We start from the raw sequence: 16293 nt of genomic DNA, 5'->3' as shown, positions 1-16293 counted from the left end.
CTGAATACCAAAATCCTAATCAGTATTGGCATTATTTCATATAGTTTATATATATGGCACAACTTACTTATTCTCCCAAGAGATTATAAGGTGGAAGTGCTACCTAGGTTACCAGTGCCATTTAACTTCTTATTAACATTTATTGTAAGCTATTTTTCTTATTACTATTTTGAAAAACACTTTCTCAAATTGAAAAAAAACCTTAATAAAGCACGAGTAAATAAATAGAAATGGGCTTTATCAGATTTTTGTTAGCAGTAGGTGTCGTACTTTGTCATACCTCTTCTATATATGGTTTTTCGCCAGTTAGTGGAAATACAGCCGTTCAATGTTTTTACATTATATCAGGCTTTTATATGACCATGATTTTAAATGAAAAATATACCGGACAAAATGGTAATAAAATATTTTATCTCAACAGGGCACTAAAAATTTACCCGATATATTGGATTATACTATTCGCATCAATAATTTGGAGCCTAACCGTTTATAAATTTGGTTATCCGGGAGTGGCTAAACAATATGCAGACAATTCACCGCTATCATTAGCTACATGGTCATATCTCATCTTATCTAATATCTTCATTATTGGATTAGATTGGATATTTCTATTCAAACTTGAAAACGGCAATATGCTTTTTACTACTGACTTTAATGCGCAAAAACCTGCTTTTTATACTTTCGCTTTCAACAGCATTGCATGGACTGTTGGTTTAGAATTGTTATTCTATCTGATCGCACCATTTATTATGCGTAAAAATATTCTATGGATAGTAATGATGTTGCTGTTAAGCTTGGGCTTAAGATTACTGCTCAACGAGAATGGGCTAAACCATGTACCCTGGGATTACATGTTTTTCCCTACCCAAATACTATTTTTCATGCTGGGGGGACTTTCTTACTATCTCTATAAAAAAGTTAAATTATCAGGAAAAATAAATTTTATTATTTCAGCTGCATACGCTATTGTAATTATCTTTTATTACCAGTTTTTCCCAAATAATTTCATAAAGGAGGTGTTTCTTTTTGTATTTACTGCATTGGCCATACCTAGTCTTTTTAATTTAACTGCAAAAAGCAAAATCGATAAGTACCTGGGTGATTTATCTTATCCAATATATATATCTCAATCGTTAATTATTATGGTTACTGGGGCTAAAATATTCCCAAAACCATTTGGGTGGGGCTTAACCGCAGTAATTTTATGCATTGCAGCAGGCATATTTTTAACTTATTTTGTTACAAGGCCGATTGAAAAAATCAGACAGAAAAAAATTAATATGATTAATGACTACGCAATAACAAGCTCAAAATAATGAGTAATATCGCAATTAAAGCAGAAAATCTTAGTAAAGCCTATCAACTTGGCCAGATTGGAACGGGTACGATTAGTCGGGATTTTGAACGTTGGTTAGCCCGTTTGAGAGGAAAAGAAGATCCGTTTCTTAAGATTGGTGAACGTAATGATCAGAACACAAAAAGTGAGAGCAATATTGTTTGGAGTTTACAAGATATCAATTTTGAAATTGAGCAAGGAGAAGCTGTTGGAATTATAGGTAAAAATGGTGCAGGAAAAAGTACGCTGTTAAAAATATTGAGTAAGGTTACAGCACCTACAACAGGAAGCGTAAGTGGTAAGGGCCGTATTGCAAGCTTATTAGAAGTTGGTACAGGATTTCATCCCGAACTTTCTGGCCGTGAAAATATATTTTTGAATGGTGCTATTCTAGGCATGCGTAAGAAAGAAATAAAACGCAAACTTGAGGAAATAGTTGATTTTGCGGGAGTTGAAAAATATCTGGATACACCCGTTAAACGCTATTCCTCCGGTATGTATGTTCGCTTGGCATTTGCTGTCGCTGCTCACTTAGAATCAGAAATTTTAATTGTTGATGAAGTTTTAGCGGTAGGCGATGCAGAATTTCAGAAAAAGTGTTTGGGTAAAATGGGTGAAGTAAATAAAGCTGAAGGAAGGTCTATATTATTTGTAAGCCATAATTTAAATAGTATAAAAGAGTTTTGCGAAAATACCATTCTTTTGGAGTCCGGCACAATAACAAAATATACTGATACAAATACTAGTATTAAGAAGTATTTAAAAAATAATGAAAAAATAGATTCTGTATATTTCGAAACTGAAGAATTGATTCTAAAAGGATTAGAATTATATGATAAGGATGGTAAAAAAGCAGTTTCTTTTGTAAATGGTGAGCAAATTATTATAAAAATTGAGATAAAAATTAAAAGTTATAATTCCAATTTTGGATTTTGCATTGCGCTATATAATGACTACGGAGATATAATTACTGGAATTAATACTTATCATATTAATCAAAAGATTAAAGAAACAACTCCAGGTGATTATTTTATGGAGGTAACGATTCCAAAGTATATATTAAATGTTAGTGAGTATTTTATCAACCTACATATTAATGATAAATTTGGTAATTTATTCAAAGTAATTGAAAATTGTAGGTCATTTATAATTACTGATGATGGATTTAGAAATGGCGACTACTTCCGTGGCAGTTTTCCGGGACCAATAGCATTAGTTCCAGAAATTAATTTTCTTAAAAAAAATTGATACCAAAAATTATTCATTTCTGTTGGTTTGGTGGAAAGCCAAAAACAGAGTTAACAAACTTCTGTATTAATAGCTGGAAAAAATATCTGCCAGAATATAAAACAATTGAATGGAACGAAACTAATTTTGATGTTGAAAGTTGCAATTTTGTCTCACAGGCATACTCGCATAAAAAGTGGGCTTTTGTTTCGGATTATGTGAGGGCTCATGCTTTAAAGAAATTTGGAGGCATTTATTTAGATACTGATGTTGAAATAAGAAACACTTTAAACTCTTTTCTACATCATGGAGCCTTCTCGGGATTTGAAGCAGATAAACTTCCATTTACTGCGTTATGGGGTAGTGAAAAAAATCATCCATGGCCAACTAAAGTATTAGAGTATTATCACAATCAAACTAAATTTTCAGAAAAAACTAACACAGTAATAGTATCAGAAATCTTAATACGTGATTACAAAGTTGATTTAGATATATCAGAAGTGCAATTTTTAGATGAAAACATCGCAATATACCCTGCGACTCACTTTTGTTTAGATATACCACCCAACTTTGCAGTGCACCATTTCAATGGCAGTTGGATTACAGGATATCAAAATCAATATAAGAAAACGATTAATGAAAACTATATTCTAGCCAATTTTAGCTCTACTTTTAATAATGAAATTCAAATGCTAAGAAAATTAGAAGAGAGAAATTTGATTTCTACAAAAATTGCTTTTCATTATCTATTACATAAGATATTAAAGAAACTAAAATCAAAGTTATTTTGAAAACACAAATTGCATTGATATACGGCACAAGGCCAGAATTATTAAAATTAATTCCAATAATTAACCAATTTGGCAAAAAAAACAAACGTATATTAATAATTAATACAGGACAGCACTCAGAAGTTGTATCAGAATTAGAAGTTTTATTTAATATAAAACCAGACATTGAACTAACGGTTCAGCAACTTGGCTATACAAATAATAAACTCATATCATTCCTAATTGAAAAAGTTTCTGATATTATTATTCAAAGAAATATTAAGCATGTAATTGCACAAGGTGACACGTTCTCTGTCTTATCGGCTAGTATTTGTGCATTTTTATCAAAAGTTAAATTTTATCATATTGAAGCAGGATTAAGAACATCAAAAATTGGCACACCTTTTCCAGAGGAATATAATCGTCGAGTTATATCCATTGGTACAACAACCCATTTTGCACCCACTAAACACGCAGCTAATAACCTTTTAAAAGAAGGTATAGATAAAGAGAGTATTTTAATGTCCGGAAACTCAATTATTGATCTTGCCCAAGAAATAATAAGAGAAAAAAAAATATCTATTACTTATGATGAATTAGTTTTTATAACTGCACATAGAAGAGAAAATCTTGGAGTACCCATTGAAAAAATATCCTTGGCTGTAAAAACCCTGGCTACAACATATCCTCATATTAAATTTCATTGGTCCCTTCATCCAAATATGGCAATAAAAAAGATGATTTTTAAAAACAAACCCTTTCCCGAAAATTTAATTTTTACTGACCCGCTATTGTATCCAGATATGATAGAGAAAATTGCAAAAGCTAAGTTAATAATTTCAGACTCTGGTGGACTACAAGAAGAAGCAAGTGCCTTCTTTAAAAAGATCTTAATATTAAGAGATGAAACAGAAAGGCCAGAAATATTAAATTGTGGTTTGGGCATACTTGTTGGTGCAGAAACTAATAATATAGTTAACTCTTTCAAAAAACTTCAAGAAAATGATAATTTCAGAGTTAATAAATTTATCAATCCATTTGGCAATGGCAAATCATCTGTAAAAATTGTGGATAGAATTTTGGAAGAATTAAAATTTGATTCAAATTAACAAAAATTGACTCCCTTTTTTTCAATCATTGTCCCATGCTACAATCAAGGCCAATTTCTTCAGGAAACATTGGAAAGTATTTTAGCTCAAAAGTTAAAAAACTGGGAATGTATTATTATTAATGATGGTTCAATTGATAAGACAGAGGAAATCTCTTTTGATTGGGTGGAGAAAGATAATAGATTTCATTATTATCGACAAATGAATTTAGGGCTTTCAAGTGCTAGAAATGCCGGTATCTCAAAAGCTAAAGGTAAATATATCTTACCGCTAGATGCAGATGATATCATTTCACCTGATTATTTATTAGAAGCGGCTTTAGCTTTTAGTAGTAACGAAAATATTTCATTGATTTATTGCAAAGCAAAAAAATTTGGAGTAGAAAATCGTGATTGGGAATTACCTGCATATTCATTCAAAAAATTGCTGCTCGAAAACTGTATTTTTTGTTCGGCCATTTACAGAAAGTCTGATTGGGAAACTTCCACTAAATATGATGAGAGTTTAAAAAATGGATGGGAAGATTGGGATTTTTGGCTTAAAATTTTAACCCCTAAATCAATTGTCTATCAAATACCAAAAGTTTTGTTTTTTTACAGAACCAGTGAATCTTCAATGATTAAAAACATGCGTATTGAAGATATGGAAAATGTTAGGTGGAAAATATTTATGAAGCATATAAAAATTTACATTGAATATTTTCCTTCTCCAATTACAACTTTACTCAAAAACCATGAACTAAAAAACGAAAGCCATATTCTGAAAAGTTCCACTTCCTTCAAAATGATAACAATTATATTTAGACCATTTTCAAAGTTAAAAAGAAAAATATGTAACCAGTTTTTATGTAAAACAGGTATTTCTAATGATGAATAGTCAAGTTGTGATAGGCATTCCGATTTATAAATCAAATTTATCTTTACGAGAGACGGCCTCGTTAAAGCAGGTATTTCGTGTTTTAGGCCATCATCCGATTTGCTTAATTACATTTAGAGAAATTGATATGACAAATTATATTCATCTCCTGAAAAACGACCGTTATACGCTTACATATTTTGACAAATCTTATTTTGAAAGCCTAAACGGTTATAATAAATTACTAATTAATTTAACATTCTATAAAAGATTCTGGAAATACGATTTTTTATTAATCTACCAATTAGATGCATGGGTATTTCGTGATGAACTGAATAAATGGTGTAATTCTAATTATGATTATTTAGGAGCGCCTTGGTTTTCATCAGACAATCCAAATAAAGGTTTACCCCATTTCTTAGGCATCGGAAATGGTGGCTTTTCGTTAAGAAACATCCAAAGCCACTTAAAGGCTCTTAACCAGTTCTCTTATGTCATATCGCCTTATACAATTATTAAGGCATTTACATCCAAACCTTCTTTCAGTACATTCTGGAATATGATAAGAAACCTTACCATTGGAAATAATTCTCATTATTTATTAGGTAAACCCGAAATAAACGAGGATGTTTTCTGGGGGAGGATCATAAAAAGAAACTACCCATGGTTTAAAGCCCCTGATATGATTACAGCTGCAAAATTTGCTACTGAAACAAATGCAGAAAAAATCTATAACCTAATGAACAAAAAATTACCATTTGGATGCCATGGTTGGGATAAATATGATACTGCCTTTTGGAGTACACATATTTTATAGTTTGAGGAGCTGTATTCCGATTAAACCACAAATCAAAGCCTATCCAAAATATAACAGATATGAGATATCTCTAAAAATTACTAGATCAGATGCAAAAATTAATCTTAAATATTTTCATATTCATTATTAAAGCTAAAGCAAATAAAGCTGCCTATCAACATTTCTTTACTATGTTACATACCGAATGCTTAAAAGCCATGAATTATGGTACAAGCGGTAACGTTTTAGACAGTGGCGAAATTGAGACATTAATGTTTGTTAACAAAAATCTTAATAGTGAGTGTATAGTCTTTGATGTCGGAGCAAACGAAGGCTCATTTGCTAAAATGGCATTAAATATATTCTCTGAAAACTTGAAATTATTTTGCTTCGAGCCACAAAAACATATTTTTGATAAATTGGAAAAGCGATTCGATTCCAGATCAAATGTACAATGTTTTAATTTTGGATTGAGCGACAGCGAATCACTAAGTATGATGTACGGGAATGATGCAATTTCTGGTATTTCATCGGTATATCATAGATGGCTGGATCATTTCAAAATCGATTTTAAATTATAAGGGCAAATTCAACTAAAAACGCTTGATTCATTCTGTGCTCAACACAATATAGAAAAAATTGATTTACTTAAAATTGATGTCGAAGGGCATGAATATGCTGTTTTGGCCGGTGCAACAAAATTATTAAAAAATAGAAAAATCAGATTCATACAATTTGAATTTAAAGGAGCAGCAATTGATTCAAATACATTTTTTCAGGATTTCTGGTATTTATTACATGAGGACTATCTAATATACCGAATTGTAAAAGACGGTAGATTTTTAATTAATGAATATAATGAAAATTTAGAAATATTTCGAACTGTAAATTTCCTAGCGGAATTAAAAGTTAGTTTATTATCAATTGAAATCCATGATTATCAAATCACACGAATAATTCATTTATTAATCATATATAATTTGAAATCGACTAAAGGTGCTTGCGTAATCATCTGCACATTTAACGGTGAAATGCGTTTGGAGAAAACGCTAAACCATCTGGCTCAACAAGAATTTACTAATCTTTTGGAATGTGAACTCATTGTGGTTGATAATAATTCTTCGGATAACACTCGTCAAATAACTCTAGAAAACTGGAATAATTATAGTTTAACCTGGACAAGTTTTAGGGTTATCGAGGAACATCAACCAGGGCTAAGTTTTGCCCGCCAAAAAGGAATTGACGAGGCGAATTACGAATATATTATTTTCTGCGACGATGATAATTGGTTAGATAAAAATTATGTTGAAACCGCTTTCAATATTATTTCTGGTGATCCTAAAATTGCTGCACTTGGAGGTCAAAGTACAGCAACAGCATCAATAGCAATACCAGACTGGTTTGAAGGTTCAAAATCAAATTATGCAGTTGGTCAACAGGCAGATGAAACTGGTGATGTAACTTCCCGTGAATTTTTATGGGGAAGTGGTATTGTGATCAGGAAAAGTATTTATCAGTTAGCCTATCAACAGTTCCCTTCCCTGCTTACCGGGCGAAAAGGGCAAACTTTAAGTGCAGGTGAAGATTCAGAAATGTGCCTGAGGTTTATGATTATGGGTTACAGGTTATATTATTCTGATCAGTTAAAGTTTCAACACTTTATTTCCGAAGAACGACTGACTCCTCAATACAATGATAACCTAAGAGTAGGATTTGTTCAGGCATATGAAATTTTAAAATTATACTCTGCGTTTTATCATGTACACTTTAGTCCGTTAAAACGAAAGCTAGCATTATTGATAAAGGCAATCTTAAAGAAAATATTATCTAAGCCCCTACTTGGTGAAGAAAAACTAAATCTTTACAACCTGTTTGGTTGGGAATACGAACACATGGATAAAAATTTTAGGCTGATCAAAGCTTTTGCTAAAAGCACTCCTGAAAATCAATAATATAAAAATGCTTTTCTCAATTATTATCCCAACGTATAATTCATCAAAAACAATTGTGCGTTGCTTAGATAGCATTATTAAGCAAAACTTTACCAGTTACGAAGTGTGGTTTATCGACGGAAATTCCAGCGATGACACTCTGACAATACTGACTGATTATAAGCAGGAATATCCCTTTATTAACTTAATCTGTGAAAAAGATGAGGGTATTTACGATGCCATGAATAAAGGGATTAACCTATCAAAAGGTGAGTGGCTTTATTTCTTAGGTAGTGACGACACTTTATTCAATGAAAGCGTATTGAACAATATTGCCAAAACCATTAATGCATCGAAAGACAAAGAAGTGGTATATGGCAATGTGATGATGCGGGGCGAAAATCAGTGGAATTTAAACAATGTAGTTTTTGATGGTGAATACAGTATTGAAAAGTTCATTGATAGAAACATCTGTCATCAGGCCATGTTTTTCAAAAGATCTGTATTTAAAAAGAATGGGAATTTCAGTCTAAAATACGTTACAAATGCCGATTTTGATTTCAATATGAGGTGTTATTCTAATAGTCTTTTTCTTTACACGGATGTTATTGTTGCAAACTTTTATGTGGGCGGGCAAAGTACCCTTGTTGAAGATAAAGTTTTTCATCAACACCGTGGAGCATTGTTATACCGCTATTTTGGAAGAAGAATATTTGGCAGCTCATTTATAAATGCAAGACTTTATGTACAACAAGCAGCCTTAAGTAAAACTTCGTCACTTAGTGGCTTTCCCAGGTTAATTTGTTTACTGGCATACTCTAAATTGAAAATACATTCCATGTTAATCTCTTAATTTAAACATGAATTTCAATACCCCTATTCTTTTACTAATTTTTAACCGTCCGGAAGAAACAGAACGGGTTTTTAATGAGATTAGGAAGCATCGTCCGAGTCAACTATTTATCGCTGCTGATGGACCAAGAAAAGGAGTTTCGGAAGATATTGAGCTTTGTAGTAAATGCAGGGATATTGTAAAGAGTATAGATTGGGATTGCCAATTAATTACATTATTCAGGGATGAAAATCTTGGTTGTGGAGAAGGGCCTGCTAATGCGATCACCTGGTTTTTTGATCAGGTAGAAGCCGGAATTATTCTGGAAGATGATTGTCTACCCAATAAAAGCTTTTTTTTGTTTTGCGAAACACTACTACATCGTTATGCTTTGGCAGAAGAAATCATGATGATTTGTGGAACCAGCTATCAACCCAAACCACTAGATGGGAATACGTATTATTTTTCGAATTATGCACATGCCTGGGGTTGGGCCACATGGAGAAGTGCCTGGAATACGTATGCTTATTCACTCGAAAATGAAGCGACCCCTACGATATCGGCAGTAATTAATCAAACCTTTTCAAACAAACGAGAGCGTAAGTTGTGGGCGTACAACATGGGCATTATTAAGCGAGGCTTAGATGCCTGGGATTATCAGTGGATGTATTGGATTTGGAAAAATAATGGTCTAACTATTATTCCCTGGAAAAACACCATTTCTAACATCGGCTTTGGCAATAGGGCGACACATACGCTTGATGCCTTATCAGAACAGTCGCAGATGACTCAATACGAACTTGAAACCATTACCCATCCCAGGCATATAGTACTCAATCAACAAGCAGATCGCTATGAACGATTTCATATGTTAATACCAACAGCATCTGCTTATTACCAGGGTAGATTAAAGGCCGCAGTTAAGAAGATATTAAGGCTCTTGCATATCATCAAATGAAAAATCTGGTAGCGGTAATCATTCCGATTTATAAGGAGAAGTTGAATCATAATGAGCAGATATCTCTTAAACAATGCTTAAAAGTGTTGTCAAGCTATCCAATTATTTTTATCAGTCCGGAAAATCTAGATACAAGCATTTATCAGCATCATGCTAAAGATAAAGTCAAATTCGAAGTGGTAAATTTTAGTAATGATTATTTTAAGAATATTGATGGTTACAACCGTCTCATGCTTTCAACATTGTTTTACAAAAAATTTCTAGCCTATAAGTTTATACTGATCCACCAACTGGATGCGTATGTTTTTGAAGATGAACTAGTTTACTGGTGCAAACAGGGATACGATTTTATCGGAGCACCTCACCCACCTCACGAAAACAATAAAAACGAAATACAGTTTTTAAACGGCTATGGTAAAATAGTTAGTTTTATAAATAGACTTTTTAATATTAATCACAAAATCAGCAATGTTGGAAATGGTGGGCTCTCGCTAAGGAAAACTGCTACCTGCTACAAGCTGGTTAAATATTTCAAGCGCAGCGTAAAGAACTGGGGTACTAATAATGAAGATGGTTTTTTTAAATATTGGGCGAATATTTTGTATCCCGTTGTAAAACTTCCTAGCGATGCTGTTGCACTTCGCTTTTCAATTGAGAGCGAGCCATCAAACTCATTGAATAAACTGGACAATCAATTACCTTTTGGTTGCCATGCCTTTGAAAAGTATGAACCAATAACCTGGCAGCCATTTATTAATGAAAAAATATCGCATTGAGTTTTAATATTAAATTACCAGATCTTGAAAACTACCGTGAGGTATTTAAAACCAATGGAGTAATTTATCCATTGGAAAAAGTTCCGTTTAAGAAATTGGGATTACTAGCCGATTTACCAAAGATTAAAGAACCGAAAGGCTGGCCCTGGAGCCAGGAATATGATCCATGCTTATATTCAGATCGAATTAACTGGCCGAAATTAAGTATTGTGGTTCCTTCTTACAATCAGGCGGCATTTTTAGCGCAAACATTAAGGGCTATCCTGCTCCAGAATTATCCAAATTTAGAATTGATTGTGATAGATGGTGGCAGTAATGACGGATCTAAAGAAATTATAGAGGAATATAGTCAATGGATTAGTTACTGGCAGAGTGAAAAAGACCGGGGACAAGGCCATGCCATAAATTTAGGATTTAGTTTGGCTTCGGGCACTTACTATGCCTGGATTAATAGTGATGATTACTATTTAAAAGGCACTTTCTGCAAGGTGATGGAAAGATTTTTACAAAAAAACGAAGATTTTGTTTACGGCTATGTAACAGATTTCATCGTAGAGAAAAATAAATTCAATCCAGTTAACAAGATATTACCTGTTAAAGACTACTTTCTTCGTTTGCCCACTCTCGCCCAGCCTGCCTGTTTCTGGAAGGCAGCCATACATCAGCCCATATGGGAAGAATTACATTGCTCCATAGATTACGAGCTTTGGTTAAGACTGGTTAAAGACAGTAAAAAAGGAATTATAAAAGATGCCCTTGCAGTAGCTAATATACATGGCGATGCTAAAACATCTGATCCGAAAATGAAGGCAAAATGGGATGAAGATCATCAGTTAATCTGTTCAATGGAAGCTCACGGAAATGTGGAGAACTGGCATGCCGTGGTTTTTCTTCATCGTATCCGTTTAAAAATCAATAAATGGTTCAATCTTTAGAAAATTTTTCTTCGTGATAGGTGTTTCAATACAGTGCCGACTTGGCAATCAGCTCTTTCAATATGCTTTCGCAAAGGCTTCTGCTGAAAAGCTAAATACCAGTTTTTTTCTAATAGAAGGTGAGGAACAATTCGTTTTACCAAAATATTTCGAATTGGAAGGCTATAGTAAGCCACTTAATATTTTTCGAAAAATCATCTATAAAATAAAAAACAAATCATTTTTTAAAAGCCTTCAGGCAACAGAAATTCAGTTGTCTACTACTCCTGTTTCTGATAATAATGTCTATTCCGGTTACTTTCAATCGGGTTTGTTTTTTGAAAATATAGCTACTAAACTAGCAACTTATATTAAAGTTAAACCGCAGTACCTTTCTATATTTAATAAACTTTATGGCGAACTATTTGATAAAGATAAAGTCATCGCCATTCACATTAGGAGAGGTGATTACCTGAATCTTGATTATTGGTGGCTTGAAAACCTTGGCAGCGATAACTTATCGCTACCCATAACCTATTTCGAAAAATGTTTGGCTCAAATAGAAAATGTAGATTCATACAAAATAATCTTTACAAGCGACGACATAGGATATGTAAAAAATGTCTTTGGTAACTTCAAAAACGCAATATTTGCAGAACATGATATGATCACAGATTTTCAGATCTTGATGAATGCCAATATTTGCATTCTATCAAATAGTTCATTTTCATGGTGGGCAGCCTATTTAAATAGAAACCAGGATAAAAAAGTGTTTTGTCCAAAGCATTGGCTTGGTTTCAAAATACAAAAGGAGTACCCAAATGACATCATTCCAAAAGAGTGGTTACAAACGAAAGTATAATGAAAGGTATTAAATTCTCTTTATTAATTCCCTGTTATAATGCAGAACGCTATATTGACAAATTTATACACGAAATTAAGACACTAAACCAATCATTTGATGAAATTATTTTTTACAATGATGCCAGTACCGATAAAACAGAAAAAATATTAATTGAGAAAGGATATGATGTAATTTCTGGTCTTGTAAATAAAGGTCCGGGATATGCAAGAAATCAATTAGCAAAAGCGGCCAGAGGAGAATACCTTCATTTTCATGACATTGATGATGAATTTAACCCTGATTTTTTAGTTCTGGTAGAGAATTCTCTCCAAAATAAAACGCCTGACTTGATATTAGGCAATGCGGACTGGGTAGATGAATCATCCAGAAAGCCAATTATTAAATGGTCTTACAATAATCTGGAAATAACTAAAAATCCTCTTGCCTATTTCATTAAAAACCCATTAGGTGTAATCAACACAATATACCGAAGAGATTTTTTTTTGCAAATTAACGGTTTTAATGAGCAAATTAACTGTTGGGAAGATTCTGACTTAAACATCAGGATGGCGGCTGAAGCTTCCTCAATTGCAGTAATCGATGCAACCTTAGCCTACTCCATCAGGCATAATAATGGAATAAGTAGTAATCAGAATTGGTGCTGGGATTGCAGGCTTAAATTTATCGAGATCTATTTACAGCATTATCTTCCCAGATTAGGTCCAGAAATTTTTATACGTGAGATTAAAAGAGTGCAAAATTCATATATTCAAGATAACAATCTTCAAAAAGTAAAGGCAATTTTAGTAATGAACCAGCGGCATAATCTGGGAATGAATACACTCAAGATTGGATTTCTTTATTATCTTGATAAAATTTTACCGAAATATATAATGAATTCTATTCTTAAAATATATTTCAGCATAAATCAGTAGAGCTTTGAAAATACCTTCCATAAAAAATGTTGTAAAAAAACTTTGGATACTTCTCTTTACTCAAAATCCATATAAGGTTAAAACTTTTTGTGAGGTTACCGGGAGCCGTATTGGAGAACAAATTGATTTGGCAGAACATCGTAACTTTAAATATAAGGCTGGATCAGGTGAGCTGATCTATTATTCTCCAAACAATAAACGAAAGAACAATCATATTCCGGACAGGAGCATTGGAGGGGAAAAAAGATATTTGAATACGGGTTTATTTAGAAGTCCCGATCGCTATGTTTACAGTCTTTCGGGTGGAAGTATTTTTAGCCAGATAGGATTAATATACCATAAAGAGAAAAGAACATTTATTGATGAATCTGCAAAAGAATGGCTCTTAAATTTAAAAGAATCGCCATATACTCACATTATTAATTTCCCGGCTAAGAAAAAACTCAGTGGCATTACGGTTTCATGTTTAACAAATGGTTCAGATGGTGGTTTTTATCATTTTATATTTGAATCGATCATTAAAATAAAATTATACGAACCGATACTAAAATATACAAACTGGATCTTACTGAATGGCCCTGCGACTGAGTGGAAACTTAAATGGATAAGAAGAGCAAGAATAGCTGAATCCAAAATTATATGGATGACAAATACAGATCATTTTGATTGTGAGCAATTGATTTTCACAAACAGATTAATTTCAGATCAACAAATAAATCATTGGTGTGTAAACACGTTAAACGAAATTTTTTCAATATCTCAAACATTACCTTCCGGTGCTGATCCGAAGATAATTTGGATATCAAGAAGAGGATTAGAAAGGGATATCAAATGGGAAAAAGAAATTCTCCATCATTTTCCTGAATTTGAAATAGTAGATCTTTCTTCAATGGACGTTGAAACAACAATTCAGAAACTACAGCAAGCTACGCACATTATAGGGCCGCATGGAGCAGGGTTAAGCAATGTTTATTTATGCAAGCCTAAAACGAAAATTCTGGAAATTTATCCTTTAGGCAAAACCTATCAGCCCTGTTATTCCAGAATTTCAGAAGTTTGTTCATTGCAATATTATTGTGATGTGTTGAATTTTGAAGACAAAAATCATCAGGATTATGGCTTGGGCTACGCCAAACGGCTGTTAAATGAATTCATTAGTTAATCGCATTTCTTAATTAATATCACCACGAGAACAAAAATATGTATATCATTGGAATAGGTGGTTTACTTGGTCATGATGCTAACGTTGCACTGTTTAAGAACGATCAACTGGTTGCTTCTTCGCAAGAAGAGCGTTTCACATTTGAAAAGCATGACTACAGGTTTCCGATAAATGCAATAAATGATTGTTTATCGCTGGCAGGTATTACAAATGATGACATCGCCATTTGTATATTTGCTGAGAAGCCTTTTTTCCAGTCGGTATTTAATTACACAAAAAAACAGCCCTCTTTTTTCACAAAGTTGATCCAAAAAGTTAGTCATTTATTTGAAAAAACACTTTTTGAAAAAGAAGCCCAAAAGCTTTTCAAAAATGCGGCCTTTAAATATTCGTGGCATCATGCCTCACACGTAGCGGCCGCGTTTCATTCAGCAAACCTTAAAGAAAGCGTTTTCCTTTGTGTTGATGGAAAATCGGAAAATACCAATGCATCCATTGGATATATCAGCAACAGAGAACTTATTTTTGAAAGAGAGCTAGAATATGAAAACGGCCTGGGGATGTTTTATACTTTTGTTACGCATTATCTTGGTTTTACATCATTTGGTTCTGAATATAAGGTAATGGGACTTGCCCCATACGGGCAACCGAATTATGTCGAACAATTATACAAGCTCGGCGACACCAATGAAAAGGGTTCATTCAAGATGAAATTTGATCCTGGTTTCAATCCTACTGCTACTCATGAATATTTTTATCTCATTGAAAAAGCAACAGGTGTACCAAGGGCGACTAAAAATGCTGAACTCTCTAATGAACAGGTAGATGTAGCTGCTAGTTTGCAAAGAATATTTGAGATAGAGTTGTTAAAAATGGCTAGCTATGCCAAAAGCATATACCCATCGGTTAAAAACCTTATTTTTTGCGGTGGTTGTGCACAAAACTGTGTTACAGCTGGGATAATTAGAGATTCAGAGATTTTTGAATATGTATTTAACTCTCCAATTGGCGGAGATATGGGTAGTGCTATAGGGGCTTGTATGGTGTTTATGAGAGAGCATGGATTATCAACACCTAACTTTTACAAAAAAAACTTTTATTTTGGATCTCCTCCGGGACAGCTCACCGTTGAAGAAGCTCTACAACATGAGGTTGCTATAGAAGGAGATATATTTACCGAAACGGCGAAATTACTTGCCCAAGGTTATATATGTGGGTGGGTACAAAACGGGATGGAGCTTGGTGCAAGAGCTTTAGGCGCCAGATCGATCCTTGCTAATCCGGTAGATCCAGAAATGCAAACTAAGCTTAACCTTAAAATCAAATTCAGGGAATCATTCAGGCCTTTTGCACCGATTATACTTGAAGCAGAACAGGCCAATTGGTTTGATACCCAACAGCCTTCTTACTATATGCAGTATACCGCTTACCTGAAACAACATTTAAGGTATAAGGTACCTAGTGAATTCAAAAGCTTTAAAGCGCAGTTAAATTATCCCCGTTGTGTTGTACCAAGTATTGTGCATGTTGATTTTTCAGCGAGGTTACAAACGATATCAAGCGAAGTACATACTGAAATGCATAGACTTCTCGAACATTTTTTCAAACTGACAGGTGTTCCGATTTTAATCAATACGAGTTTCAATGTTAATGGGCAACCTATTGTACGCACCGCAAATGATGCCTGGAATTGTTTTGTACATACTGATATTGATTATCTTATTATAGAAAACAAATTATATAAACACCCTAAAAATCTGAGCCAAGAACAGAAAGTAATATGGTTAAACAGTTTCGAAAAGCATTCAAAATAATTTATAGCATCTTGCTGAATTTTATTTCAAGGAA

Annotated in this window: 15 protein-coding genes and 1 pseudogene; all 16 read left to right on the top strand. The window is 33.3% G+C overall.

Translation table 11 applies throughout. The features are described 5' to 3' along the window. Positions 1-230: 230 nt before the first annotated feature. The 16 genes and pseudogenes from R2Q70_RS06835 to R2Q70_RS06760 all read left to right on the top strand — a co-directional run bounded on the left by R2Q70_RS06835 (position 231) and on the right by R2Q70_RS06760 (position 16259). Positions 231-1316 (top strand): acyltransferase, encoded by a 1086-nt coding sequence (locus R2Q70_RS06835; RefSeq protein ID WP_316806893.1) that lies wholly within the window; start codon positions 231-233, stop codon positions 1314-1316. Then, complete coding sequence (locus R2Q70_RS06830) at positions 1316-2584, top strand: polysaccharide ABC transporter ATP-binding protein (RefSeq protein ID WP_316806892.1); 1269 nt, start codon at positions 1316-1318, stop codon at positions 2582-2584. Before R2Q70_RS06835 ends, R2Q70_RS06830 begins: the two co-directional genes overlap by 1 nt. Continuing rightward, positions 2581-3354: a glycosyltransferase family 32 protein gene (locus R2Q70_RS06825; protein ID WP_316806891.1), complete on the top strand. Its 774-nt coding sequence runs from the start codon at positions 2581-2583 to the stop codon at positions 3352-3354. Before R2Q70_RS06830 ends, R2Q70_RS06825 begins: the two co-directional genes overlap by 4 nt. Beyond that, positions 3351-4442, top strand: a complete 1092-nt coding sequence (wecB, locus tag R2Q70_RS06820; RefSeq protein WP_316806890.1) for a non-hydrolyzing UDP-N-acetylglucosamine 2-epimerase — start codon at positions 3351-3353, stop codon at positions 4440-4442. The genes R2Q70_RS06825 and wecB overlap by 4 nt, the downstream gene beginning before the upstream one ends. Positions 4443-4448: 6 nt before the next feature. Beyond that, on the top strand, positions 4449-5318 hold the full coding sequence (locus tag R2Q70_RS06815) for a glycosyltransferase family A protein (protein ID WP_316806889.1): 870 nt from the start codon (positions 4449-4451) through the stop codon (positions 5316-5318). After that, positions 5308-6114 carry a DUF5672 family protein gene (locus R2Q70_RS06810; RefSeq protein WP_316806888.1) on the top strand — a complete coding sequence of 269 codons (807 nt, stop codon included), beginning with the start codon at positions 5308-5310 and terminating at the stop codon, positions 6112-6114. Before R2Q70_RS06815 ends, R2Q70_RS06810 begins: the two co-directional genes overlap by 11 nt. A gap of 89 nt (positions 6115-6203) precedes the next feature. After that, positions 6204-6878, top strand: a pseudogene (locus R2Q70_RS06805) (FkbM family methyltransferase); the annotation flags it as partial. Between the two features lie 195 nt (positions 6879-7073). After that, the gene (locus tag R2Q70_RS06800) at positions 7074-8045 is read left to right on the top strand and encodes a glycosyltransferase (RefSeq protein ID WP_316807325.1); all 972 of its coding nucleotides are present in this window, start codon (positions 7074-7076) and stop codon (positions 8043-8045) included. Between the two features lie 7 nt (positions 8046-8052). Beyond that, the gene (locus tag R2Q70_RS06795; RefSeq protein ID WP_316806887.1) at positions 8053-8877 is read left to right on the top strand and encodes a glycosyltransferase family 2 protein; all 825 of its coding nucleotides are present in this window, start codon (positions 8053-8055) and stop codon (positions 8875-8877) included. A gap of 7 nt (positions 8878-8884) precedes the next feature. Beyond that, on the top strand, positions 8885-9814 hold the full coding sequence (locus R2Q70_RS06790; protein WP_316806886.1) for a nucleotide-diphospho-sugar transferase: 930 nt from the start codon (positions 8885-8887) through the stop codon (positions 9812-9814). Beyond that, positions 9811-10590 (top strand): DUF5672 family protein, encoded by a 780-nt coding sequence (locus R2Q70_RS06785; RefSeq protein WP_316806885.1) that lies wholly within the window; start codon positions 9811-9813, stop codon positions 10588-10590. The genes R2Q70_RS06790 and R2Q70_RS06785 overlap by 4 nt, the downstream gene beginning before the upstream one ends. Beyond that, positions 10587-11525 carry a glycosyltransferase family 2 protein gene (locus tag R2Q70_RS06780; protein WP_316806884.1) on the top strand — a complete coding sequence of 313 codons (939 nt, stop codon included), beginning with the start codon at positions 10587-10589 and terminating at the stop codon, positions 11523-11525. The genes R2Q70_RS06785 and R2Q70_RS06780 overlap by 4 nt, the downstream gene beginning before the upstream one ends. Before the next feature lie 13 nt (positions 11526-11538). Next, positions 11539-12366, top strand: coding sequence for an alpha-1,2-fucosyltransferase (locus R2Q70_RS06775; RefSeq protein WP_316806883.1), 828 nt, complete (start codon positions 11539-11541; stop codon positions 12364-12366). After that, positions 12366-13283 (top strand): glycosyltransferase family A protein, encoded by a 918-nt coding sequence (locus R2Q70_RS06770; RefSeq protein ID WP_316806882.1) that lies wholly within the window; start codon positions 12366-12368, stop codon positions 13281-13283. Before R2Q70_RS06775 ends, R2Q70_RS06770 begins: the two co-directional genes overlap by 1 nt. A 4-nt stretch (positions 13284-13287) precedes the next feature. Then, complete coding sequence (locus R2Q70_RS06765) at positions 13288-14445, top strand: glycosyltransferase family 61 protein (RefSeq protein WP_316806881.1); 1158 nt, start codon at positions 13288-13290, stop codon at positions 14443-14445. Positions 14446-14483: 38 nt separating this feature from the next. Next, positions 14484-16259, top strand: coding sequence for a carbamoyltransferase (locus R2Q70_RS06760; RefSeq protein ID WP_316806880.1), 1776 nt, complete (start codon positions 14484-14486; stop codon positions 16257-16259). The last annotated feature ends 34 nt before the right edge of the window (positions 16260-16293 follow it).

Origin of the sequence: Pedobacter agri (assembly GCF_032678665.1) — a bacterium.
GTDB lineage: Bacteria > Bacteroidota > Bacteroidia > Sphingobacteriales > Sphingobacteriaceae > Pedobacter > Pedobacter agri_A.
The sequence above is the reverse complement of the archived record's forward strand: the minus strand, read 5'-3'. Positions and strand labels throughout refer to the sequence as shown.